We start from the raw sequence: 23,769 nt of genomic DNA, 5'->3' as shown, positions 1-23,769 counted from the left end.
TCAAATGACGAACAGCTTCATGAAATGATGAACCGGCATCTCCGCGAGGCGGTCGTAATCCCGCGAAATCCGCATGATCTCCGCCGTCCGTGCACGGGGAAAACGAGCGAGCAGATTCGACTCGTACTTCTCCCATACTTTCGGCAGTCCTTCCGCGCGGCGCCTGCGATGGCCGATCGGATATTCGCACGCGACCTTGTCCGTCTCGGTCCCATCCTTGAAACGGATTTGCACCGCATTGGCGATGGACCGCTTCTCGGGGTCAAGATAGTCCACGCTGTAACGCTCATCCTCGACGACCTCCATTTTGCTCCGAAGCTCGTCGATTCTCGGGTCAGCCGCCGTCTCCTCTTCATAATGCTCCGCGGACAACGTTCCGTGCAGCAGACCGACGGCCACCATGTACTGCAAGCAGTGGTCTCGATCCGCGGGATTGCGCAGCGGACCGGTTTTATCGATGATCCGGATGGCGGACCGTTGCGTCGTGAGCGTGATCCGGTCGATGTCGTCCAGCCGGTGCTTCACCGTTTCGTGCAAGGCGAACGCGCACTCGACCGCCGTCTGCCCGTGGAATTCGGCCGGGAACGAGATTTTGAACAGCACATTCTCCATCACATAGGTGCCGAGGGGGCGGGCCAGCACGATCTCCTTTCCTTGGAACAGCACGTCCTGAAAACCCCAGCCTTTCGCCGAGAGCGCGGTCCGGTACCCCATCTCTCCGGCGAGCGCCATGAGGGCATGGCGCACCGCCCGGCTGGCCGCATCGCCGGCCGCCCACGACTTGCGCTCCCCAGTATTCGGAGCGTGTCGATACGTCCTAAGGCTTCCGCCATCCAGCCACGCGTTGGACAACGCACTTGCGACCTGCTCCCGGCTGCCGCCCAGCATGGCCGTCGCGACGGCCGTCGACGCGATTTTAACCAGAAGGACGTGATCGAGACCGACGCGGTTGAAGCTGTTCTCGAGCGCCAGCACGCCCTGGATTTCATGCGCTTTGACCGCGGCCGTCAGCACGTCCTTCACCGTGAACGGCGCTTCTCCTTCGGCTGCCGCTTGGCGGCTCTTGTAATCCGCGACGGCCAGAATGCTGCCGAGATTGTCCGACGGATGTCCCCATTCCGCGGCAAGCCAGGTGTCGTTGTAGTCGAGCCAGCGTATCATGCAGCCGATGTTGAACGCCGCTTGAACGGGATCCAGCTCGAATCTCGTCCCCGGCACCCGGGCCCCTCCGGGGAGAACCGCGCCCGGAACGACCGGCCCCAACAGCTTGGCGCATTCCGGAAAACGAAGCGCGAGCACCGCCGTCCCGATCGAATCGAGCAGGACATGGTGGGCGATCCGGTAAGCTTCTTCGCTTTCGACCGCGTAATCCAGCACGTAATCCGCGATTTCGGCCAGCAGCCGATCCGGTTTTCCCGCCTGGCCGTAAACGGTATCCTCTATTGCGCTCATCCGGTTCGCCCCGTCTCTCCGGACGTTTCTTCCGGTTCCGGATGCAAATCGCGCGGTCCCTTATAGAGAACTCTCGGCCGGAAAAGCCGGTTGCTCTCATGCTGTTCCATGACGTGCGCGCAAATGCCGGCCGTGCGTGCAGCAAGAAAAACGGGGGTGAACAAATCGATCGGAATGCCGAGCAAATAATAAACCGGCGCGGCGTAATAGTCCAAATTCGGAAACAGACCCTTCTCCCGCTTCATGACTTCTTCCCCGGCTGCGCACATGCGGAACAGTTCTGTCCGATCCTTCTCCACCGCCAGAACGGCAAGCGCCTTTTTCATGAGAACGGCGCGGGGATCCGGCTTTTTCATGTAAACGCGGTGCCCGAACCCCATGATTCTTTCTTTCCGAGCCAGCTTGCCGGATATGAGGGACTCGATGTCCGCTTCCGTGCCCGCCTCCAGCAGCATTTTCATCACCGCTTCGTTGGCTCCGCCGTGCAGCGTGCCCTTCAGCGATGCCGCGGCTCCGGTTAGCGCCCCGTATATGTCGGACAACGTGGAGGCGATGACCCGCGCGGAGAAGGTGGAGTTCGGCATTTCATGCTCGCTGTAAACGACAAGAGACCGGTCGAAAATGGTTTCCTCCATCTTCGAAGGCTCCCGGCCGGTGATCATGTACAAGAAATTACCGGTGTAGGAGAGATCCGTCCGCGGCTGCACGAAGGGCTGTTTCGTGAGGGCCCGGTACCCGCAGGCGACGATCTGCGGCACTTTGGCGAGCAGACGGATCGCTTTGCGATCGTTGGCCTCGGCGGACCGGTCCTCCAGCTCCGCATCGAAGCAGGCGAGAGCGGAAATCCCCGTCCTTAGCACATCCATCATATTCGAATGCGGAGGGAGCGCTTGCAGGATGCAGAGGATGTCCCGGGGCAATCCGTATTCGGATTTCAATCGATCTTCCAGCGCGGAACGCTGTCCTGTCGTTGGCAGCTGAGCGTCCAGCAATAACCCTGTCACGTCCAGATAGGTTTTCCGTTTCGCCAGTTCGATCAGGTCATACCCTCGAACGACGATTTGTTCCTTCTCCACATCGAGATAGGAAATGGCGGTCTCGCTGGCGATCACGTTCTCCAGGCCGGGCTGATAAGGCGCGTTCATCGTCCTCGCGCTCCTTTGCCTATCATTTTCCCGCTTTCACGGAGTTAACGGTCATAGACGTAAAATCCGCGGCCGCTCTTCTTCCCCAGCCATCCGGCTTTAACGTATTGGCGAAGCAGCGGACACGGCCTGTATTTCGAATCACCCAATCCGTTGTGCAAGGTTTCCATAATGGAGAGACACGTGTCCAAGCCGATGAAATCCGCCAAGGCGAGCGGGCCCATCGGATGGTTCATACCCAACTTCATGACGTCATCGACCGCTTCCGGCGCGGCGATCCCTTCATACACGCAATAGACGGCCTCGTTAATCATCGGAAGCAAAATCCGGTTCGAGACGAACCCGGGGAAATCCCGGACCGAGACGGGAACCTTGCCCATTCGGACCGCCAAATCCTCCGCGGCCCGGAACGTTTCGTCGGAGGTGGCGAGTGCCCGGATCACCTCGATCAACTTCATCACCGGCACCGGATTCATGAAATGCATGCCGATGACTTTGTCCGGACGCATCGTCGCAGCCGCGATTTCCGTGATCGGCAGGGACGAAGTATTCGTGGCCAGGATGGCGGACGGGGGGCAGAGGCGATCGAGCCGACGGAACAGATTCGCCTTGACCTCCAGGCTTTCGACGACCGCTTCGATGACAAGGTCGGCATGTCCGGCGGCGTCCGCCAAGTCCGTCGAAGCGGAAATCCGGTTTCGCACCGCGTCCGCTTCTTCCGCGTTTTTCCGTCCCTTCTCCACGTCGCGGGCAAGATGGCCGCCGATGGAGATTAAGCCTTTTTCCGCGAATTCCGGTTTCAGATCATGGAGAACGACTTTCAACCCCGCCTCTGCCGCGACTTGGGCGATCCCGGCGCCCATCTGGCCGACTCCGACGACCAGAACGTGACGGATGACCACTGGTTCACGCTCCTTTCCGCGCCCGTGATTCCCCATAACGCCACACCGATGATAATCTCAACGTATGCTTCGCGGTTTTTCATTAATACCGAAACTTGCCGCGACCAAAGGCGGCCGACTGGTGTCGACCGCCTTTGCTTTCCTATGACTTGAATTTGCGATTTCATTAAGGTGACATTAGGGAAAATATTCCTTTTCTATAATTGAACAGTCCATCTACTAATTTTTGATCATAGGAGAGAGGAAAATGAAAAAACGCAATAGGGTTATGGCAACTGCTTTGATTGCTGCGTTGCTTTTGCCAATGGGCTTGGTAAGCGAAGCCGCTGCAGCGGAGTATGTACCGCTTCGTGCACAACTGGAGAAACTTGGAGCTGCGATCACATGGGATGAAGAAGACCGCGCTGCCTTGTTTACGCTGAAAAACGGGATTTCCGGCGTTGTGACCATCGGCGAGAACGAATACCGTCTGCGATTTTCCGCTTGGCGGGAAAAAAGTCGATATCGTAGCGGCAACGAACCGGACGAGTAATACCATTGACGTATTCAGCTTCTCCGGGGAAACGGGCGAACTGAATGAAGTGGCAGCCGAGCCGATCAAATCGGACATGGGGGAAGTTTACGGCTTCAGCTTGTATCACAGCTTGAGAACCGATCAATTTTATGCGCTTGTGCTCGGAAGAGACGGCGAATTCGAGCAATACGAATTGTCTGACAATGGCAACGGCAAAATCAAGGGCAAATGGGTTCGCGAATTTCGTCTGGCGACACAATCCGAAGGTATGGCAGCTGACGACGAGTACGGCATGCTGTACATTGCGGAAGAAGATTTCGGCATCTGGAAATACAACGCCGAGCCGGACGGCGGCAAGGAGCCGCTTGCGCAGGTGGATATCGCCGACGGCCGCCGTCTGAGGGACGATGTGGAAGGCCTGACGATCTACTACGGCAAGGACGGCACAGGGTATTTGATTGCATCGAGCCAGGGCAGCAACAGCTATGCCATTTATGACCGCGTGGGCAAAAACGAACACATCGCGAACTTTACGATCGAAGACGGCGACATTGACGGAACCTACGACACCGACGGGATCGACGTACTCGCCTTCAACCTTGGCTCCCCATATCCGAAAGGGATTTCGTCGCGCAGGACGGCGAAAATACGGATAACGGCAAGTAGAGGACCCAGAACTTCAAAATGGTCGCTTGGGACAAGATTGCAACTTCGATGGAACCGGCGTTGGCGATGGACACGGACATGGATCCGCGCAAGCTCGTGAAACGCGATGTAAAGTAAGGATCCGGAAATTAAAAAGCGGGAGTTCGCGATAAATGCGAATTCCCGCTTTTCTTAGTGAAAATCAAACGTACGCTTATTGATACGTGACATGCGAAGACAGCGACTGCGATTTCGGCACGACGTGGTAATACGTGACGCCGGGCAGGAAGGGAAGCTCCTTGCCGTCTTTGACGATCCGGATCATATTGCCGTCCCTCTGCCACTGGCAGGCGATCGCCTTGCCCTGCTGGAACAGCACCGCTTCCCCGCCGCTCTTCAGATCGACTTCCAGCCTTCCGTAGTCGTCGTAAGCTTTGGTGGAGGCGGCCAGCACGACCAGATTCGCCGCGGTCAACTGTTCGTCGTTATTCTTGTCCACGTGCGGCTTGCCGTTGATGAACCGGGCGTACACGCCTTTCGCGCTGTCGTACGTATACGATACCTTGTAATTTTTGAGCTCGAACCGGATGCTTACTTCGGACGCCGGCGCCGCGCCCGTCAAGTCGGGGAAGCTGTTGAAGGACAGCGCCGGCACGGTCGCGGTATCCGCGTATTTACGGTGAGCCGCGCCCGCGCGCAGCTTCTCCAGGTTCGTATACAGATTATGCGGCGCTTTGCGCGACTTGTCCCGCCAGAAGAAGGCGCCCGCGTTCGTGATCTCGTCCAGGTCCTCCTTATGCTCGCCCTGGAGGATGGCGAACGCGTCGTTGCTCGCTCCCGCATGGACGAGAACGCCGCTGTAGAACTCCCCGACCTCTATGAAATAAGGACGAATGCTGCGCACCGGTCCGATCGGATCGGCGAACTCCTTGCTTTGGAAAATGCCCACGAGCCGCGTGATGCCGCCTTCCGCGAGCAGCTCCCACACCGTGTCGGCCTGCGTCAATCCGGATTGGGGCCGAGCCGGCGCCAGGTTGTTGATCATGACGGCGAACGGACGGTTCGTCACTTCATGGTCGACCGGCAGTCCGGTGAGCGGTGCCGTGAAACCCGGGACCGGGACGTCCGGGGTTGCGCTCGGCGACGCGGAAGCGGAGACCGTCGGGACGGGAGTCGCCGTGGCTTCGGTCGCGACGGGGGGCTTCGCCCCTCCGGAGCACGCTGCCGTCGCGGCAAGCAGGCCGGATGCCAGTAGCGCGAGCGGAAGCCTGAGGGACCGGGATAACCTGGTTTGAGCTGGCATGCCATTCCTCCGTCTTTTCCTGTTTTTTATCCATTAAACCACAAGGATAGACGAATGTCTTGGTGCCAGCGTTGCATCTTGCAGAAGGACTTTATTAAGAGGCGACCTTCACCAGAGTGATCAGCCCCCCCATTTCGGCTCCCATGCGGGCATGCTCCCCGCCGTTCATCGTATGGTCGAGGATATGGCAGTGGAACATCCAGTCCCCCGGCGCATCGGCGCGGAACGCGAGATCGACGGTCTCCCCCGGTCCGAGCAGGACGGTGTTCATCGTCTCCGGCGTCTTCACGGCATGGCCGTTACGGGCGATGACCTGGAAATCCATGCCGTGCAGATGCATCGTGTGAACCTCCACCGGATCGATGTTGATCAGCCTGACCCGCGCCGTCTGACCCTTCTTGAGCTCGATCGGAGGCGTGTCGGGATAGCTTCTGCCGTTGATCGTGAAATAGTCCGGTTCGTCGTCCAACCCCGCATTCACGTTCATGCGAGAGAGTACCATCGTGTAGTCGCGGTCGAACGCCATCCCGTCGCTCAACTCGCCCGTTGCCGGCACGGGAACCGGCTTTGCCGCCGGGTCGATAATGAAGGCGCCGTACAATCCTCCCACGATCTGCTTCATGTCGTCGTAATGGGAATGGTACATGAAGGTTCCCGGATGGCTGGCCGTGAATTCGTAGACGAATTCCTTGCCGGGCTCCACCGCTTGCTGGGTAATGCCCGGCACTCCGTCCATCGCGTTCGGAAGATGAAAGCCGTGCCAATGGATGGTGGAAGGCTCCGGCAGCTTGTTCACGAACTTGATGCGGACCTTGTCTCCTTCCGTCACGCGGATCGTCGGGCCGGCCACTTGGCCGTTGTAGGTCCATGCGGTCGTCAGCACGCCTTTGACCGGAGCCCAATCCGACATTTCGGCGGTCAGCGTGAACGTCTTCGTACCGTCGGCATCCACCGTCGGGGTCAATCCTCTGCCCTCGAAAACGTCGCGCACTTTCGCTTCCTGCTCCTGGAACAGCTTCTCCGCTTTCGGCGTGCCGAGCATGACCATGTGGCCGGCATCGTCGTAACGGTAATTCAGACCAAGAGACTTGGCCAGCGGCTCTGCCACCGCCATGACGTTCGCCCCGATTTTCACCGGGTCGGCTTCGGCCGGCAGCGGCTTCTCGTCGATATAGACGGTACGCGTGCCCATGTCCCAACGATACGGGAGATCCAGGGCATCGGCCACGTCCTGCGGGGAGATGCGGAGCTCCGCGAGATCGCTGCTCAGCGATCCCGGCGTCGGAAGCAGTCGGCCGTCCAGGTATGCGGCGATTCCTCCGCCTTCTCCCGCTTCGCCTTCCTCCGCTTCGTGCGAACCCTCGTGGGCCGATACGTCCGGCCGTAAACCGCCCAGAATATACAGCGAGGCTGCCATGAGCAGCATAAACGTCCATATCGTCATTTTTTTCTTCATCGCGTTTCACCTTCCGCATGGAATGGGGAAGCCGCCGGGTGGGGATCCCGGCGGCTTCGGGGCCAATCAGACTTCCCGATATGAACTACAGTTGGAGGAAATCGTTCAGGACGCCGGACGGAACCCAAACCCGGCCTTGTTTGCTCACGGGCGCCGCAGGGAGCGACACGGTTTCGCCGTCCACGGTCGCCGTTTTGACGCCGACGCGGACGACCAGCTTATGCGAGCCTTTGACGACTACGATATCTTTGCTGCCTTTCGTCAGGACAATCGAGGCGCCGGCTGCTTCAGCTGTTGCGCGAAGCGCAGCGAGTTTGGCGTCATCCGCTTTGGCGGCCAGCATTTGCTGTTTCGACGGCAATCCCGAGATATAACCGACCACGCCGGAAGCCTTGTTGTCGAAGTTCTGATTGATATATTTCTCAACGTCGGCCTTCAAGCTGTCCGCGACGATCATTTCATCGCCCGGATGCTGGATGTTGGACATGACGTAGCTGAAGCCGTTCAGGTTGTCGACCGCCGCGAGTCCGGTCGCTTCCGCTCCGGCCGGAGTAGACAGGATGCGGGAAAGCTTCTTCGTATCCACGTTGTAGGCCCACACGAAGTTGTTCACGTGCATGCCGCTGTCTTCGCCGATGAACAGGGTGCGAAGGTCTTCCGAGAAGCTGAGGTTGTCCGGGTTCGCCACCTTGTCCGGATTGGCTTTGTTGCCCAGCGCGTCCGAAGCGGCCAGATCTTCCCCGACGACGAGGCCTTGCATGAACGAAGGCACGTATGCGCTGTCGATCGCGGCGCCTTTGCTGTCTTTTTGCTTGCCGGTTAAGGTCAGCTCATAGGTCACGCCGGAGGAGATTTTGTTGACTTGAATGTCGTCGGCCGGGTCGGCGCCTTTGGTATCCTTCTCCATCGCTTTCTCGACATAGGACATCGCGATGTAGGCTTTATTGTCTTTCGCGTTGACGGTAACGCCTTCCATCTTGTTGAATTCGGAAGTCGCTCCGAGGATGGCGCCGTAACGGCGGGATTCCAGGAACGCGGCCGCCTTCTCCATGCCCGGCTTCACTTTCAGGTACTCCACTTTGCCGGAAGGATAGGTTTTGATAGCCGTAAAGCCGTCCGCCGCTTTATCGGAAGCTTCGAAGATATCGCTGAATTGGATGCCCTGGTCGATATAGGCTTTCACTTCCTTGTCGGAAGCGTGACCCAGCTTGATCCATTGCAGGTCTGCGGAACCGCCGTTTTCGGCGCTCTTCTGGATCCACTTGGCCGCGTACAGCGTGCCGGCGGACAGGTCCTTCGCCTTGTCGGCTACGTACAGGAAGAGCATCGTATTGCCGCCGTCGTCGCCGAACAGGACGGTGCGGCTGTCCGGAGCGACCTTGCCGAGCTCATGGGAGAAACGTCCCATGCTGTAGTGTTTCGTTACGGCGGTCGAATTGTCGGCTTTCACCGCGACTTCTACCAGATAGTTGTAAGCGTAAGGATTGCCCTTCTTGGTGGAGTCGTTATAATAGTTTTTCACGAACGAACCGACGTACGTTTTCGTCGGATCCGCTTCATACGCGCGGGCGTCCGCGTCGTACTCTTCGCTTCCGAGGTGGGTGTTCCACGGCGTCAGAGAGCCGTTGCAAGGAATCCACAAGCCGTCGACGCCGGAGAAATCGATTTTCTTGAGCGTAACCGGCGTGAGCTCGCCCGTCGCCTTGTTCTGGTCGATCGTCGTCAGGCTCATGCTGGCGGGAACGACGCCGTAAGCGCGGTTGATGTATTCGTAGTGCGTGACGAGCGACAACGCGTTGCCGCCCTTGGAGGTCGGCTTCATGCCCGGTACGGAGAACAGGCTGTTGGAGTCCGGATCTTCCGAAACGTAAGGAACCGGTTGGCTCGGATTCGTCGTGTCCATGATCGGATTGCCTTTGGCGTCCACCGCGACGCCGGCGATCGTTCCGCCGATCTTGTCGGTGGATTTGAACAGCTTCTTATAAGCAAGAGGGAAGGATTTCGACGAACCGTCGGCATAAGTCACTTTCACCGACGCGGTCGTATACAGCCGGGCCATGTCGCTGGCCGTCGCAGGCGCCGGCATGCCGACGAATTCGACGGATTTGACGGCGGCGCCGGATGGAGTCTGCGGATGGGCATTCGCATTCTTGGCGTATACGGCCGCCGGAATGCCGGCGGTCAGAACGGCCAGTCCAAGCGCGGGCAGCAAGGCCTTCTTGGGCCATGTCTTCCATTTCATCTGTGAATCTTCCTCTCTATTCTCGGGATCGATAGACACTTACAAGAATAGAGGTTCATCGTTACCTCAATGTCAGAAGAAATGAAGGTTTGAGTAAACTCCCGGGAAAAGGAAACGCCGAAGCAGGTTCTCCTGCTCCGGCGTCGCGAGTCAGATCGCGGCAACGTCGATTTCGTTCACCACGGCAAGCGGTCCCGGCAGCGTATTGACCAGAACCTTCCGGCCGTCCGCCGAGAAGGCGGGGTGATGGTCGACGAGGAACCGGTTCCGGCCTGCCGGCGGCGTACCGCCGTAAACGCGGGGCAAGACGAAGCTCCGGATCTCGCTGTCGCTCCGGACGTCGATGAACTGCACGACTCCCGGATTTCCGTACGTATCGGTCACGAGCAGGTCGTGGTTGGCAGGGCAAATGCTCGGGTGCCCGCCGCTCCCGTGCTTGCTGATCTTGCGGTATCCGCTGCCGTCATAACGGACTTGGGCCAGGCACAGGCGCTCCGGCTGTTCCGGATCGGGGCCGTAGCCGATCAGATGCTCGCCGTCCGGATGCCACGACCAGTGAAGCCCCGGCTTTCCATAGCTCAAATCCAAGGCCAGATGAAGCTCCCGCAGCTCCCGGTCGGCGGTCCAGACATAGGCCAGCCTCGGCTCTCCCCGGCCCGGATCGACGCAATGGTTGCCGAAATAGAACAACATCCGGCTCCCGCTCCGATTCCAGCGGACGCAATAGGCCATCAGGGTCAATCCTTCCTCTTCCCCCAGCCGGCGTTTCAATTCCCGTTCGCTTTGCACCAGACGCTCCCGCTCGGGATGGCGCGCGAGAAGATCGGCGACGCTCAGCGCCGGCGGACCGGACTCCGATCCGAATTCGAATCGGAACAACCCGTGAGCCTCGCGCCGCCGGAACGGGACGGGCGCCGCCTCCGGACAATAGAGGCCGTTCCCGTAACCCGCCGCGTACAGCATGCCCATCAAGCCGGACAGGATCGGTTCCCCGAACGGCGGGGCCCCCTCCATATCCCCTTCCATTATGCTTTCCTCGCCGGTGCTTAGCCTCCGCCTGACGATAAGGGGCCTCCGAAGCGTTCCGCTCTGATAATAGACGCACCCGCCGTCCGGACTCCACGTTTGCCACAACCCCGTATGGTAAAAACCGGCATGCAGCCCGGTCCGGCCGAACCGATCCAGGACCCGGCCGTCCGGACTTACGATCAGCACTTCCGCGATGCCTTCCTCTTCCCGTCCGGACGCCAGCAGCAGCCTGCCGCTTCCGTCCGGTGCGTACGGATCCACCGTGTAGTAGCTGTGGATGCACCAGCGATCCGGAATCGGGATCGGCCGGATCGGCTCTCCGGATTCCCGGATCATGTCCGCTTCCCCCGGATCCGCTCCGCTGCCAGCTGGCCGAGCAACCCCATCCCCATCTGGAAAATGACGCGGTAGCCTTCCCGTTGCAGCGGTTCCCCGTTCTTGTTGCTCTGGGCGCATCCGGTAAGCAGGCCGTCCGGCGTGACATAGCGCATCAGCGTACGGTAAGCGAGGAAAGCGATGCCGCGCGCGTCCGCCTCCAGCAGCCGTTCCCGGCAGCCGATCGCCAAGGCGGCAGCGATGCCGGCGCTGCCCGACGTTTCCGGTCCGGAGGCAGGATCGTCGAGGAAGCTGTACCATAGGCCGTCGTCCGAAACATACCGCATGGCGATCCGCGCGCTTCGGACGAATTCGTCCTTCCAGGGCTCTAGCGCTTCGGCAGTCAGCATATTCGAGCGGCTGAGCACGGATACCGTTTTGACGAGGCCCAGCAAGTACCACACGTACGCGCGCGCCCAATTCCGGAACGTCCTGACGCCGTCCGTACTCCAGCGGAGGTGGAGATCGTCCCCCAGCCAGAGCCGCTCCCTTCTCGCCTCCAATTGCCGAACGGCGCTCGCCGCGAGAGCGGGATCATGCCGGCACGCCGCGAGCACGGCCAGCGGGTAGGCGACCGTATAGCAGCCCTCGGCGGACAGCGTATCCCCGTCCATGATCACGCCATCCGTGTCGGTGAGCCGATCAAAGAAAGCCGTCGCTTCTTCCAACGCCGCGCTCGAGGGGAACTCCTCGGCAATGGCCGCCACGGGCAGCGTTGCCTCGATGCCGTAATAGGTGCCGTCGGACGGCCTTGTCCGGGGATCCTCGTACGTGAGCCGGTTACCGTCTGGGAGAAACAGGGCCAGATGCTTGCGTTTTGCCGCCTTGAAGCGCTCTTCGCCGGTCGCTTCCTCCAAGGCGGATAATCCGTCCAAAACGCATCCTTCCATCCATCCGAACGGCTGAAGAGACGCCAAGGAGGCGAAGCGCCCGAGAAACGCTTCCTCAAGATCGGCCGCCGCCGCGCCGGGCACGTAGAGATGCGGACGCAGGAGAACCTCTCCCGGCTCCCCGGTTTCCCGGAACAGCCAGAGAGGCTCCTCCCCCTTGACCATGCGGAAGCCCACTCCCTCTCTCACGGCCGCTGCAGCGTCGGATAAAGACAAAGGCAGCTCGTAAATCTGCATGGGGAAGGAGAACCGGATGTCCAGGCTGCCGAGTACCCGGCAACTGCTTAGCAAGTAACACTCTACGACTTTATCCTCTCTTGCGTCCAGAGCTACCGTCATGCGGAGCCGCACGGATTCGCCCCTGATTTCGGCTGCCCGATTCCATATCCATTGCGCGGAGTTACCCGTTCCGGCAGCCGGAACGGCATAAGCGCTCCAACCGAACGGTACCCGTTTGCCCTCCGGCGGCGGCACCTCCGCGCCCTCGACCGAAGGCTCCCAATAGTCGCCGCTTGGGCTCGGCATTCTCCTTCCGCTCATGCGATCATCTTCTCCTCTCCGTTACGGCCGCGGACGGCCTGCTTCTAAGGATCGATTTGCAACACGGGGAGCACCTGCGCATCCGAATGTTCGCTTGAGCCGTAGGAGACCAAAGGCCGGCTGCCGGCGGGAGACGTGCAGAAGACGCGGATGGAAATCTTCTTGTCTCCGGACATCGCCGCCCTTACTTGGGAGGTGACGTCGATGCGGATCGGGACGCCCGGCGTCACGGTATACGTCCCCAATACCGCTCCGGACGCCGGTTTCGTGTTCCAAGTGATTCCGCCTTCCGTCCACGTATTGTCGCTGACGAAGGCGACTTGATTTTGAATCCCGGACGTTCCGGCGGAGAGCGGGGTCAGGATGACCGTTGCCTCGTTCACCGTACCCGTAAAACCGCCGAAATCGAACTTGTAATACCCCTCGCGCGCGTACGAAACGGCATCCGCTTTCGTCTCCACGCTCGGCGTGGTTGCTCCCGATTGATTCGTGTCCGCGTAACTTCCGTCCCGGACCGTCGCGTCATCCGATGCGGTCCACGTACGGGGCGGGAGGCTCGGATCGCTCCGCTCGACTCCCGGGCCGTTATAGGCCCCGCGGTTCGGCGCGCCGGTTGCGGACACGGAATTCCCCCAGTAATCCCTCCCGCCGTTGCCGGCGATGGGAACGCCGGATCCGAGTGCCGGCGAATCTTGATACAACCGGTAGCCGCCCACCGAGTCCCTGCCCGTGCCTCCGCACCCTCCGCATACGAATTGGGGGTCGGAGGTGATTTTGCGGGGATCGGCCGGCTCCGTCGGACTATGGTTTCCGGAAAACAGATTGGAATCGAAGCTCATATCCCCCGGCCCATACGTCAAAGATCCCGCGCTGTGGATGATGTTGTTTCGGAAAAGGTAGACGTTGCCGTTGCTTCCGGAGGACTGCTCGTTGAACTTCACGGACAACGTGGAAGGGACGTAAATCGTGTTGTTGTAAATTTGCGCGTTGCGGGGAACGTAGCCTTGGTTCATCTCGAACAGCCTCTCCCGGTCCCCTTGGCTGATGTTGTACCGAACCACGACATCATCGTTGAACGTGGTGCCCATGATCAGGACGAAACCGCCCCTGTTGTCGTGGCTGTAGTTATACTGTATGGTGCATCCCCTGTTGTTGTAGTCGCAATCGAAGCCCTGCCCGTCCATCGTCGTCTGCGTATCGTAAGCTTCGTTAAACTGGATGACCGGATGGTTCGAATTGATCGCCCAAATCGCAACGTCATAATGGGTGTCCCTGGCATGCGCTTTGGACACCACATTGTATTCCACGACTCCATAGTCGGAGGACCGAAGCACGATGCCGTCGCCTCCGATATCGTGCAGAGCGTTGTTGCGGATGGCAACATTGGTGAATGGCGCGAAGCTCGCCGAACCGTTGATTCCCCAGGAGCTGTAGGTGCAAATGCCGGATCGGTCGACCCTCTCCACGGTATTGCCCTCGATGAGCACGTCGTTCCAGTTCGTCCTCACCGCCGTACCCGTTACGACCACGAATATGCCGCCGGTGATTTTCATGTCGTTCGTATTCTGTCCCGTCACGTCATGGACGTACAGTCCTCGGATCCGAATATGGTTAAGCGTCCCCGCGTCTTGCCCCTGAATGTAGACGCCCTGCCGGTTTCCGGGCACGAGACCGGGATCGCGGTTTGTCACTTCCAGATTGTTGATCTCCCAATATTGCTGATTATAGAGGTGGATCGTTCCTCCGATGAGCCCGTTGCCGTTGATGATCGGCTTGTTCCCCGTTCCGTAGCGGTCGATGACGATCGGGGACGCGATGCCGCCAATGACGGCTCCGGAGCCTTTGGGGCGCAATTGCCCGTTCCAAACGGAGCCCGATTTGAACAAGATCCGGTCGCCGGGCTGGAAAGTGGCGGCATTGACCTTGTTCAGGGATTTCCAGGGGGTGGCGCTGCTTAACCCGTCGTAGCTATCGTTGCCGCTGACGGAATCGACGTAATAGGAGGTCCCGTCGGCATGGGCGTCGTCGATCCACGCGGGTACCATAATCGCGGTCGAGAACAGAAGAGCGAACATCGACATCAAGAGCCCGATTCTTCGAATTGCGGAGCGAATTCGCATATCCTATCCCTTCCTTCATAAATTGCAATCGCTCACATTTCCGCTTGATCATACACATCCCTCAGGATTTCCAAACGCATCACCCCCATCCGCCGGCGCACTTCCGTTTCGTATGCCGCATCGATCATTCTCCGCTCCACGTCGTCCCGCGCTTCGACATACGGGATATATCCCCGATCTATCCGTTCGATCGTTTTCAGCAGGGAGTACCCCTGTTCCTCTTCCACGATTTCGCTGATCTGGCCGACCGGCAGCTTGACCGCTTCGCGAAGCAAAGACGGACCCATATACGCTTCCCCCCGGTTTTCATTCTCCAGAAACGTCCGCTCGCGAACGAGCCATTTCCCGGGTTCTTCCTTCGCGAGAAGCGCGGCGACTTCTTCATAAGGCTCTCCTGCGGCGATCCGCTGCCGGATTCGTTCGATCGCGGCTTTGGCCGTTTCCCGGTTCTCCCGGGCGGCGCCTCCGTCCTCGGCGAAGAGCGCCGTAACCGTCAAAAAGGTGATTTCGTCCGGATTGCGGTAGAAGTGCTCCTTCAGTTCTTCATAGCGCCGCCTCCGTTCATCCTCCGTAAAAAAACCTCCCGCTCGCTCCAAACTTTCTTAAGCTCGATTACGGCATTGGAGTATACGTAGCGGTAATAGCCGCTTTCGTCGTACTGGAGGGGACCGTAGATCGCCTGGCCATTCCGCGCCGCTTGCTTCCTCCGTTCGTTTTCCCGGGACAGATTCTCCAAAAATGCCCCGTAGCCGATGTCTTCCAAAACGCCGTATTCACGGGCCATCAATTGTTGGACTTTTACGGCCGCCAATTCCTCCATCGCCGCCCGTTTCGCCAGCTCCAACGGCACTTCCCCCGCGAAATTGGAGGTCCAGAACGAAGGCGAATCTTCGGCGCCGTACTTCCGATGAAAGTACGAGAATACGTTTGCTTTTGCCCGATCCAAAAACAATGCGAATTCGCGCACCTCGATCGGTTCTTGATTCACGTAGGCGATCACCCGTTCCCCCGGATTTCCGTCTGTCCCGGCCGGCCGCAGCGCCATCCAGACGGCCGATCCGACGAGCAGGATCATTCCCAGCGCAAAGCAAGCTTTCTTGAACATCCCGGCCACATCCCTTCGTTTCGTGTTGCGCGGTTCTTCTAGCGGTAGTCTTTGGGATTGACGCCGATATATTTTTTGAATAGCTTCGAAAAATAGGTCCGCTCCGAATACCCCAGCTTCGCCGCGATCGTTTCGACATTGTGCTGGTCCTGCTTCAGCAGGCGGCAGGCGGCTTGCATTTTGAATTTATGAACGTAATCCGTGAAATTCATGCCGGTTTCCTGCTTGAAGTAACGGGACAGGTAACTCGGATTCAAATGAAGGTGATCCGCCAATGCGGTGAGCGAAATGTTCTCGGACAGACGTTCCGCCAAATAGCGGTCGATCTGCACGATTTTCGACGGTTTATCGTGCCTATTCCCCGCCATCAGGTCGGCCAGCTCGCATGTTTTTCGCTTGACCAAGGCCATGGCGTCCCCCAACGTTTGGCTTAACGCCAGACAATCGTGGAAATCCTGATCGCCCGGCTGATCCGCATCGAGCTCCAGAACGCGAACCCATTGCGAGAACTTTCCGAGCAGGACGGCGGGATCGGGCTTCATTCGGGCGGCTGCGGCGCGGAGTTGGTCCCAAGCGCCGTCGGTTGCGCCGCGGTTCCGGTGCAGGAAGGCCATTCGGACTTTTGCCCAATCTTCGCCGAGAGCGGCGATCTTGTCCGACGCGAAAAACCTCGCCTCCCCGGCCCCCTCCGGCATCCCGTAGAACGCGGATCCGATCTCCTCCTTCAAGCTGCCGAGGTTCGTTGCCAACTCTCCGATGCCTTCGAATCCGGCGATCCGGCCGAAGCTGACGTCCAGGTTCAAAAACCGCTTCGTCTTGGTTTGCAGTTCCGTCAAAAAATATCGAAACCGTTCATACGGATTGTGTCTCAGATCGGCGCTGTAATTCACGATGCATACGACGTAAACCTCCTGGTGCTGGAACGTGTCCACGGGCAGAAGGTCCGTGCGAAGCTCTTCCGAGATGTTGCACACGCTGTACAGCAACAGCGGCAAATCGCGGTAGCGGTAGTGGTCCGGAAATCCCTCCAGCCGGATGAAACCCAGAGAGATCAAGAAGCGGGAGCTTTCCCAGCGGATGCCGATTCGGCTTCCGTGCGCCGCCATTTCCTCCGGGTGCCGAGCCGTCAGCACCCGATGGAGGAAACGCCGCTTCATGATTTCGCGGTCCCGGACGATATCCTGCAAATACAACGTTTCTCCTTTTCTCGAAAGCTCTTCCGCGAGGGAAGAGGACACTTTGTGGAGCGATTCCAACAAGATCGCTTCCGTCAGCTCGTCCTTGATCAAATAATCGACCGCGTTCAGCTGCAGGGCTTTGCGGGCATACCCGAATTCTTCGTGACACGTGAGGAAAACGATCCGGACCTCCGGCTTAAGCGCCCGAACTTGCGAGGCCAGCTCCAGCCCGTCCGGCCGGGGCATGCCGATGTCCGTAATCAGCACGTCCGGCATCGTCTTCCGGAACAGCTGCAGCGCATGGTTCCCGGAATGGGCAAGTCCGATGACCTCGAAACCGAGGCTCTTCCACGGAAGACGTTTGCTCCAATACTTGATCATGGGCACGTCGTCATCCGCCAGCAGAACCTTCCACATCGGATTCACCCCCTTTCCGGGCGGGAAAGCGAACGATCACGGCAAGCCCGCCCGCGGCATTCTCCCGCAGGAACATCTCCGCGCCGACTCCGTACGTTTTGCGCAGCCGCATGAACGCATTGACCATACCCACCCGTCCATAACCTTCGAAATCCGCCTTCTGCCCTTCCGCGAACAGCCGGTTCAGCCATTCCCTCTTCTCCCTGCCGCAACCGGCCCCGTTGTCCTCGATCTCGATCCGGACGAGACCGTCCTCCCATTCGGAACGGATCCGGATACGCGGCTTTCTTGCCACCCCCGGGAATCCATGGATGATCGCGTTCTCCACCAGGGGCTGCAGCAGAAGCTTGGGCAGCATGACGTCTTCTGTGCCCGGAGCAAGCTCCACGACCCATTCCATATCCATTTCGTTGCGCATCCGCATAATGTCCACGTAATGGTTCAGGAGAACGCATTCTTCCCTGAGAGTAGACGGCTCTCCGAATTTCATGCCGGCCCGAAGCAAAGTCATGATCGACGCGATTTTGCGGCTATGGTATTCGTCATGGTCCGCGATCAAGCTGTATTTGATGGAGTTCAGCGTATTGAGGAGAAAGTGGGGATGGATTTGCGAGGAAAGAGCCTTGAGCTCGAGTTCCCGCTTTTCTTCTTGTTCTTGCTTGATGTCCGCGATCAGACGATTGATTTGGTCGACCATCGTATTCAGCGTTTGGCCGAGCTCTTCCATTTCGTCGCCGCTTCGGATGCGGAACCGGACGGACAGCTCCCCTTCTCCGAATCGCCGGATCCCCAGCTTCAATTGCCGGATCGGCTCGTACAGGCGGCGGGCGATCCAGACCGAGATGAGGAAAAACAGCGCCACGCAAACGACGACGACGACCGCCGAATAATAGAAATTGCGTTTGATCGCCCCGGTGACTTCCGATTCCGGCGTCTCGTGCACGAGCTTCCAGCCGTTCTTGGGAATCTCCGCTTCCGAGCGGATCCGTTCGGAATTCGCGGCGGCCGCCCGGCAAGGAACTCCGGCTTGGCCGGCGATCAACCGGCACTCGCCGTCATACAGCGCGACGTTCGCGTTTACCGCCGGATCGAGCAGTTGTTCGAAAAACCGGTCCGGGATGATCGTATAGACGGTGGCCAGCCAGGTGAAATCGCCCGGGTCGCGAATGACGCGCGCCACGTAATAGTCCCCGGCCGGACCGTCGTTATCCGCCGGAAGCGTGCCCAGCCATTGCATGACCTTGCTCTTATTCGGATCCACCAGCGGCTCCAGCCGCGCATGGATGCCTTGTATCCGCTCCAGCGGAATATCCCCGCCCGACGATTGGACGATGAAGCCCGCCGGATTGGCCACGAACATCCGGAGGCGGCTGTTGAGCATCCGCAGGGAAACGAGGTCGAAAAAATCCCGGATCTCCCTGTAATGCAAGTAATCCTCGAAGCTGTCGATCTTGGACATCGCATGAAAAGCTCGGAGGTGCGCGAGTGCGGCCGGATCCTGGACGAAAAAGCTCGACGCATAGGTCACGTCGTCGATCATGCGGAGCAGGTCGCCCGCCAGCAGCGAGACGGATCGTTCGTTATGGTTCCGCATGTTCTCCCGGACGCTCTGCTGCGTATTGTAGTAGCTGATGCTGGACACGGCCGCGAGCGGCAGCAGGATCAAAGCCAGAAAAGAAACCTGAAGCCGGCGATAGAAGGCGAACCGGCGGATCGTGCGCATAGCGGACCCTCTCTTCCGAGATCGCGCAGGATGATCGGCACGCGATTACCTTCTATCGTATGCTCCTTACTTCGCATTCTGTTTGATGATTTTGTCCGCTTCCTCCATCATCCGCTTCTGGGCTTCCTCCACCGTGATGTTATCCAAGATGAACTTGCTGAACCCGTCCTCCAAAACCTTCTTCAACTGATTGGCGTAAGGAACCGCGATATCCGGAGACACGGAAGTCCGGACTCTCTCGTCGTAGAGCGTCGATTTGAGCGACGCGAGATCGAGCAGGGCGGCGTCTTGGCCGTAAATCCTGTCCACGAGAGCGTTCGAATCGGCTTTCTTCCAGCCGGAAAGCCAGATCCGGTCCTTGTTGTCCGTCGTCGCGTAACGGATGAATTTGAACGCCTGTTCCCGATGCTTCGATTCCGCCGGAATGGCCAAGTACGTGCCGCCGATGTGCGTGAGTCCCGGTTCCACGTTCGGGGAAGAACGGGGGAGCGGCGCGACCACCGTTTTGAACGCGTGCGGATAGTTCTTCTGATCCCCGACCGAGGTGAGAGCGAAGTTGGCCGTGATGAGCATGGCGGCTTTGCCGGTAAAAAACTCCGTCCGGTAATTCAGCTTCGCTCCGATGACGTCCGCGTACGGTTTCGCGCTATGGTCCTCGCTTTCCATCGCGCGCCTCATTTCGAAAAACGGCTTATAGCTCGGATCGTCGAATTGCGGCTTCAGCTCTTCCGTCAGAAAGGGGTTTTTGCGGTCCGTAAACACGATCATGTTGGCGTATTCGCCCCAGTTGTGGAAGTAGGTTCCGTACCGTTTGTTCGGTCCTTCTCCTTTGGTCATTTTTTTCGCGTAATCTCGAAAGTCGTCCCATGTCCAGCCGAAGGTAGGCGCCGTCAACCCTGCTTCTTTGAGAGCGTCTTCATTTAAGAGAACCATCCAGTTCGTGGTCGTGTTCATCACGCCGTAATATTTGCCGTCGTACTTCGGGTTGAGGTAGTACTCTTCCTCCGGACGGATGCCGGCCGCCGCGTACAAATCGTCGAGCGGCGCGAGTACGCCGAGGGCCGCGCGGGCCATCGTCTCTTCTACGCTCGGCATGAACACGATATCCGCCTGTTCGCCGGAAGCGAGCGCCACGTCCAGTTTCACGAGCGACTCGACCGAATTGCCCGGCACCAGCGGGACCATCTCCACCCGGATATCCGGGTTCTGCCGTTCGAAGCCGGCGATGACCTGTTCCATCCCGCTCGCGTCCGCGTCATTGTACGGGTGGTAAAATTTGAGCGTCACCGGATCCGCCGTTTTGGCCGGCGGAGTCGGACTGGCGGACGGCTCCCCTGCCTTTGCGGGTTCGCTTGCCCGCTGATCCGCATTGTTCCCGCCCGAGCAGGCAGCCAGCAAGGAAACGACGAGCATCGCGGCGATCAGAACGGACCGGGTCTTCTTCATCATGCGATCTCCCCTCCATCTGGTGAGACATGAGCAACCGCAACCTCATTGTATGATGAAAGCGGTTTATTCAGCGGTGTAAAATTTTGCCGTATCGGTGCCATTTGATGACCTTATCCTTTTACTCCGCCCAGCGAGATTCCTTTGATCACCTGTTTCTGCAAAACGACGAACACGAGGAGCAGCGGAACGATGGCGGACAACGAAGCCATCATGAGCACCGAATAGTTATCCGCGAAATCGTTGCGGAACAGCTGCATGCCCAGCGGTATCGGATATAAATCGCGGTCGATGAGGAAGATCAGCGCATTCTGGTAATCGTTCCACGACCAAATGAATTTGATGATCGCCACCGTCGCCAGGATCGGCTTGCTGAGCGGGATCATAATGCGCCAATACACGGTCGCGTACCCTGCCCCGTCCATTCGGGCCGCTTCTATGAAATCGTTATGGATGCCCAGCATGAACTGCCGGAGCAGAAACGTGAAGTAAATCGAAAACAAACCCATCACGATTAAGCCTTCGTGGGAGTTATACAGGTGAAACCATTTCATCAGCATGTACCGGGGAACGAGCGTCGCCTCGGGCGGAATGATCATGAACGACAGGAGGAGTCCGAAAGCGAGGTCCCGGCCTCTGAACCTGAGCTTGGATAAGGAGAAGGCCGCCATCGAAGAGAAAAGCAGGGTGCCCAGCGTCATCGCGGCCGCAAGCTTGAAGGAATTCCAATAGAACAACGCGAACGGCACGTCGCCGAGCCACACGGTCCGGAAATTCGCGGCGAAGTTCCAATGGTCCGGGATCCAGCGGATCGGATATTCAAGCACCTCGCTCTCGACTTTCGAAGCGGCGGATACCATCCAAATCAGCGGGACGAGAAACAGGACGGAGAACGCGGCCATAAGCGCGGTCGCGACGATTTTACCCGCCTTCGCCCGGCTCATCCGAACCGGCCTCCCGGGACATCGTGACGCTCTCTCTGCATTCTGGCGGAGACGAAAGTCACAAGTCCGACGATGACGAACAGCAGCCAGGAAATCGCGGACGCATACCCCATCCGGAAATGGCGGAAGCCTTCCTCATAGATTCGATAGACCAGCACCGTGGAAGAATCGTTCGGTCCCCCGCCCGTCAAGAACGCGACGAGATCGAACACTTTGAACGAGGACATCAGCGTCGTGATGAACAGAAAAAACAGGGTCGGCTTCAGAAGCGGGAGCGTAATCCGGAAAAAACGCTGGAAGCTGCCGGCCCCGTCGATGCTCGCCGCCTCGTACAGTTCGTCGGGAATCTGTCCGAGCCCGGCAATGTAAATGACGATTTTATAGCCGATTGCCGCCCATATCGCGATGATCATGATCGCGGTTAACGAATACTGCGGATCGGCCAGCCACTTGGGCGGATCCTCCACGCCGACGCTTAGCAGGAACCGGTTGACCGGACCGTATGAAGGGTGGAACAAGGCGCTCCATATCGCCCCGAGCGCGATGATGGAGGAAATGTAGGGGATGAAAAAAGCGACCTTGAAATAGGATTTTCCATACACCCGGGTATGGATCAGCACGGCGAGAACCAAGGCCAGGAACAAACCGACCGGTACGGTGAAGAGGGTATAAACGAAGTTGTTCCTGAGCGCTTTGCCGATCTTGTCGTCTTCCAGCATCGCCGCGAAATTGTCCCAACCGGCGAAGCGGATGGAAGACAGGCCGCCGACCAAATTCCATTCGCTAAAGCTGAGCAGCAGCGAGAACAGAATCGGAAACAGGCTAAGCGCGATCATGCCGAGCAATTCGGGCGCCAGAAACAGCCAGCCGGCAAGCGCCTCCCTTCGTTTGGGATTCCAATACGCGTTTCTGACCGACTTCGAGGGAATGGCGACTTTTTTCGCTTGGGAGTGCGAGTACAAGACGGCTCACCGGATCCTTTCTTGAAAACGCTTCTTTTACTGTTACTATACGTTCCCTCCGAACCCGCATGAATCCGTGGATTTCCACCGGTTTGTGCCATCTGTTTACCTTTGCGCGAGCCGTGGGAAACTTGGGCGTACAGCAAAATGCCGAAACAGGCTGGCCTGCTTCGGCATATCGGGAGCGCTTATTTGATTACCGACGCGTTCGCTTCCTCGGCATCGATCATTTCGTCCACCGTCGCGAACTCGTATCCCGCTTTCCGCAAATCTTCGATGATTTGGGGGAGCAATTCGACCGTATGCTCGATCGCATGCTTGCGGCCGCCGAACGAGTGCAGCAGGATGACGCTGCCCGGACGAACGTGCTTGCGGATGTTTTCCCGCATCGCGGCGACCGGGGTGCCGGCCCAATCTCTCGGATCGACCGACCAATAGACGTGGTGAAATTTCCGGTCGTGCAAATAATCAAGCAATGAGTCCGAAATTGCACCGTACGGCGCGCGAACCAAGTCCGGCGTGTAGCCTCCCGCCGCTTGCGCGACGGCTTCCTGCGTTCGGTCGATCTCATCGTCGAGCGCCTGGCCGGTCAGCTTCGTCAGGTCCTGATGCGACCAGCTGTGGTTGCCGATATCGTGTCCCTCCCGGACGATCCGCAGCGTAACGTCCGGATATTTCTCCACCTGCTTCCCGACGACGAAGAAGGTGGCCTTCACGTTGTACTTCTTCAAAATGTCCAGCACCTGGGGCGTGTACTTGCCGTCAGGTCCGTCGTCGAACGTGAGCGCGACGACTTTGCTTTTCTCCGCTTTGCCGGCCGACCCCGTCGGTTTTTCCGCTTCCGCAGGGCTCGGCTTTGGAGCCGTCTTCGGCCGCGGATGCTGCTGCGTTTCCGGTTGCGTTTCCGGCTGCGCTTTCGCCGTCGCCAGCTTCACGGACAGCGCCCCGTCCTGCGAACTCGGTGCTCCTTCCCTTGCGGATCCCGCGGCAGGCGCCGCTTCGCCGGCCCATGCCGCCTTGCCTGCGCCGGCTGCAAGCTCGCTGCTTCCCCATAGGCCGGCCGGTTGGCATCCGGCTTGGCCGAATACAATCAGCAGGAAGGACAAAACCACTCCGCATTTCCCCATCCCGGGTGTCCGGGTTCCCTTCATTCCGTTCTTCTCCTCCGGTTGCTTTTTTCATCCATGATCGGGAGGCGTATCGTGGGGGAAATCCGCGCCGGGGGTCCCCTCCCCCTGACGCGCGGACCGGTTCATGCTGCCTGCTCTCATTTGGATACACATTAGACGATGGAAACCCGGTTTCGGATGGACCGAAAGGACGATATTTTTGAAATTTTTTCCGACAAAACAAAACCGCCTTTGCCGGCAAACGGGCAAAG

General features: G+C 58.8%; 17 protein-coding genes and 1 pseudogene. 1 reads left to right on the top strand and 17 read right to left on the bottom strand.

Going from position 1 to position 23,769, the window contains the following annotated elements:
* Genes GE107_RS06585 through GE107_RS06575 form a run of 3 tightly spaced genes read right to left on the bottom strand, consistent with a single transcriptional unit; the run spans position 1 to position 3,499 of the window.
* Positions 1 to 1,452, bottom strand: a complete 1,452-nt coding sequence (locus GE107_RS06585; protein ID WP_219638870.1) for a bifunctional 2-methylcitrate dehydratase/aconitate hydratase — start codon at positions 1,450 to 1,452, stop codon at positions 1 to 3.
* Entirely contained in the window at positions 1,449 to 2,597 is a 1,149-nt protein-coding gene (mmgD, locus tag GE107_RS06580; protein ID WP_219638869.1) for a citrate synthase, read from the bottom strand. Before mmgD ends, GE107_RS06585 begins: the two co-directional genes overlap by 4 nt.
* Positions 2,598 to 2,641: 44 nt before the next feature.
* Entirely contained in the window at positions 2,642 to 3,499 is an 858-nt protein-coding gene (locus tag GE107_RS06575; protein ID WP_219638868.1) for a 3-hydroxybutyryl-CoA dehydrogenase, read from the bottom strand.
* Positions 3,500 to 3,746: 247 nt separating this feature from the next.
* Here GE107_RS06575 and GE107_RS06565 point away from each other — a divergent pair.
* Positions 3,747 to 4,796: pseudogene (locus GE107_RS06565) on the top strand (phytase).
* Positions 4,797 to 4,872: 76 nt separating this feature from the next.
* Here GE107_RS06565 and GE107_RS06555 read toward each other — a convergent pair.
* From GE107_RS06555 to GE107_RS06490, 14 genes are all read right to left on the bottom strand, one after another.
* Positions 4,873 to 5,961 carry a DUF3048 domain-containing protein gene (locus GE107_RS06555; protein WP_219638865.1) on the bottom strand — a complete coding sequence of 363 codons (1,089 nt, stop codon included), beginning with the start codon at positions 5,959 to 5,961 and terminating at the stop codon, positions 4,873 to 4,875.
* A 94-nt stretch (positions 5,962 to 6,055) separates the two neighbouring features.
* Complete coding sequence (locus tag GE107_RS06550; RefSeq protein WP_219638864.1) at positions 6,056 to 7,417, bottom strand: multicopper oxidase family protein; 1,362 nt, start codon at positions 7,415 to 7,417, stop codon at positions 6,056 to 6,058.
* Between the two features lie 85 nt (positions 7,418 to 7,502).
* A complete protein-coding gene (locus GE107_RS06545) occupies positions 7,503 to 9,659 on the bottom strand; it encodes an alkaline phosphatase PhoX (protein ID WP_219638863.1) in 2,157 nt (718 codons plus the stop codon).
* 150 nt (positions 9,660 to 9,809) lie between these two features.
* Positions 9,810 to 11,024, bottom strand: coding sequence for a hypothetical protein (locus GE107_RS06540; protein ID WP_219638862.1), 1,215 nt, complete (start codon positions 11,022 to 11,024; stop codon positions 9,810 to 9,812).
* Positions 11,021 to 12,493 (bottom strand): glycoside hydrolase family 88 protein, encoded by a 1,473-nt coding sequence (locus GE107_RS06535; protein WP_219638861.1) that lies wholly within the window; start codon positions 12,491 to 12,493, stop codon positions 11,021 to 11,023. The genes GE107_RS06540 and GE107_RS06535 overlap by 4 nt, the downstream gene beginning before the upstream one ends.
* 44 nt (positions 12,494 to 12,537) lie before the next feature.
* Positions 12,538 to 14,613 carry a CBM96 family carbohydrate-binding protein gene (locus GE107_RS06530; protein WP_219638860.1) on the bottom strand — a complete coding sequence of 692 codons (2,076 nt, stop codon included), beginning with the start codon at positions 14,611 to 14,613 and terminating at the stop codon, positions 12,538 to 12,540.
* Positions 14,614 to 14,645: 32 nt separating this feature from the next.
* Entirely contained in the window at positions 14,646 to 15,209 is a 564-nt protein-coding gene (locus tag GE107_RS06525; protein WP_219638859.1) for a peptidylprolyl isomerase, read from the bottom strand.
* Positions 15,149 to 15,718, bottom strand: coding sequence for a hypothetical protein (locus GE107_RS06520; RefSeq protein ID WP_219638858.1), 570 nt, complete (start codon positions 15,716 to 15,718; stop codon positions 15,149 to 15,151). Before GE107_RS06520 ends, GE107_RS06525 begins: the two co-directional genes overlap by 61 nt.
* Positions 15,719 to 15,756: 38 nt before the next feature.
* Complete coding sequence (locus GE107_RS06515; protein ID WP_219638857.1) at positions 15,757 to 17,313, bottom strand: response regulator transcription factor; 1,557 nt, start codon at positions 17,311 to 17,313, stop codon at positions 15,757 to 15,759.
* On the bottom strand, positions 17,288 to 19,036 hold the full coding sequence (locus GE107_RS06510) for a sensor histidine kinase (RefSeq protein ID WP_219638856.1): 1,749 nt from the start codon (positions 19,034 to 19,036) through the stop codon (positions 17,288 to 17,290). The genes GE107_RS06515 and GE107_RS06510 overlap by 26 nt, the downstream gene beginning before the upstream one ends.
* A gap of 66 nt (positions 19,037 to 19,102) precedes the next feature.
* On the bottom strand, positions 19,103 to 20,485 hold the full coding sequence (locus GE107_RS06505) for an ABC transporter substrate-binding protein (RefSeq protein WP_255570266.1): 1,383 nt from the start codon (positions 20,483 to 20,485) through the stop codon (positions 19,103 to 19,105).
* A 110-nt stretch (positions 20,486 to 20,595) separates the two neighbouring features.
* Complete coding sequence (locus GE107_RS06500; RefSeq protein WP_219638855.1) at positions 20,596 to 21,426, bottom strand: carbohydrate ABC transporter permease; 831 nt, start codon at positions 21,424 to 21,426, stop codon at positions 20,596 to 20,598.
* Positions 21,423 to 22,388, bottom strand: coding sequence for a carbohydrate ABC transporter permease (locus tag GE107_RS06495; protein ID WP_255570265.1), 966 nt, complete (start codon positions 22,386 to 22,388; stop codon positions 21,423 to 21,425). Before GE107_RS06495 ends, GE107_RS06500 begins: the two co-directional genes overlap by 4 nt.
* A 188-nt stretch (positions 22,389 to 22,576) precedes the next feature.
* Entirely contained in the window at positions 22,577 to 23,539 is a 963-nt protein-coding gene (locus GE107_RS06490; protein ID WP_219638854.1) for a polysaccharide deacetylase family protein, read from the bottom strand.
* Between the last annotated feature and the right edge of the window lie 230 nt (positions 23,540 to 23,769).

Source organism: Cohnella sp. CFH 77786, from assembly GCF_019400745.1.
Lineage (GTDB): Bacteria > Bacillota > Bacilli > Paenibacillales > Paenibacillaceae > Cohnella.
The sequence above is the reverse complement of the archived record's forward strand: the minus strand, read 5'-3'. Positions and strand labels throughout refer to the sequence as shown.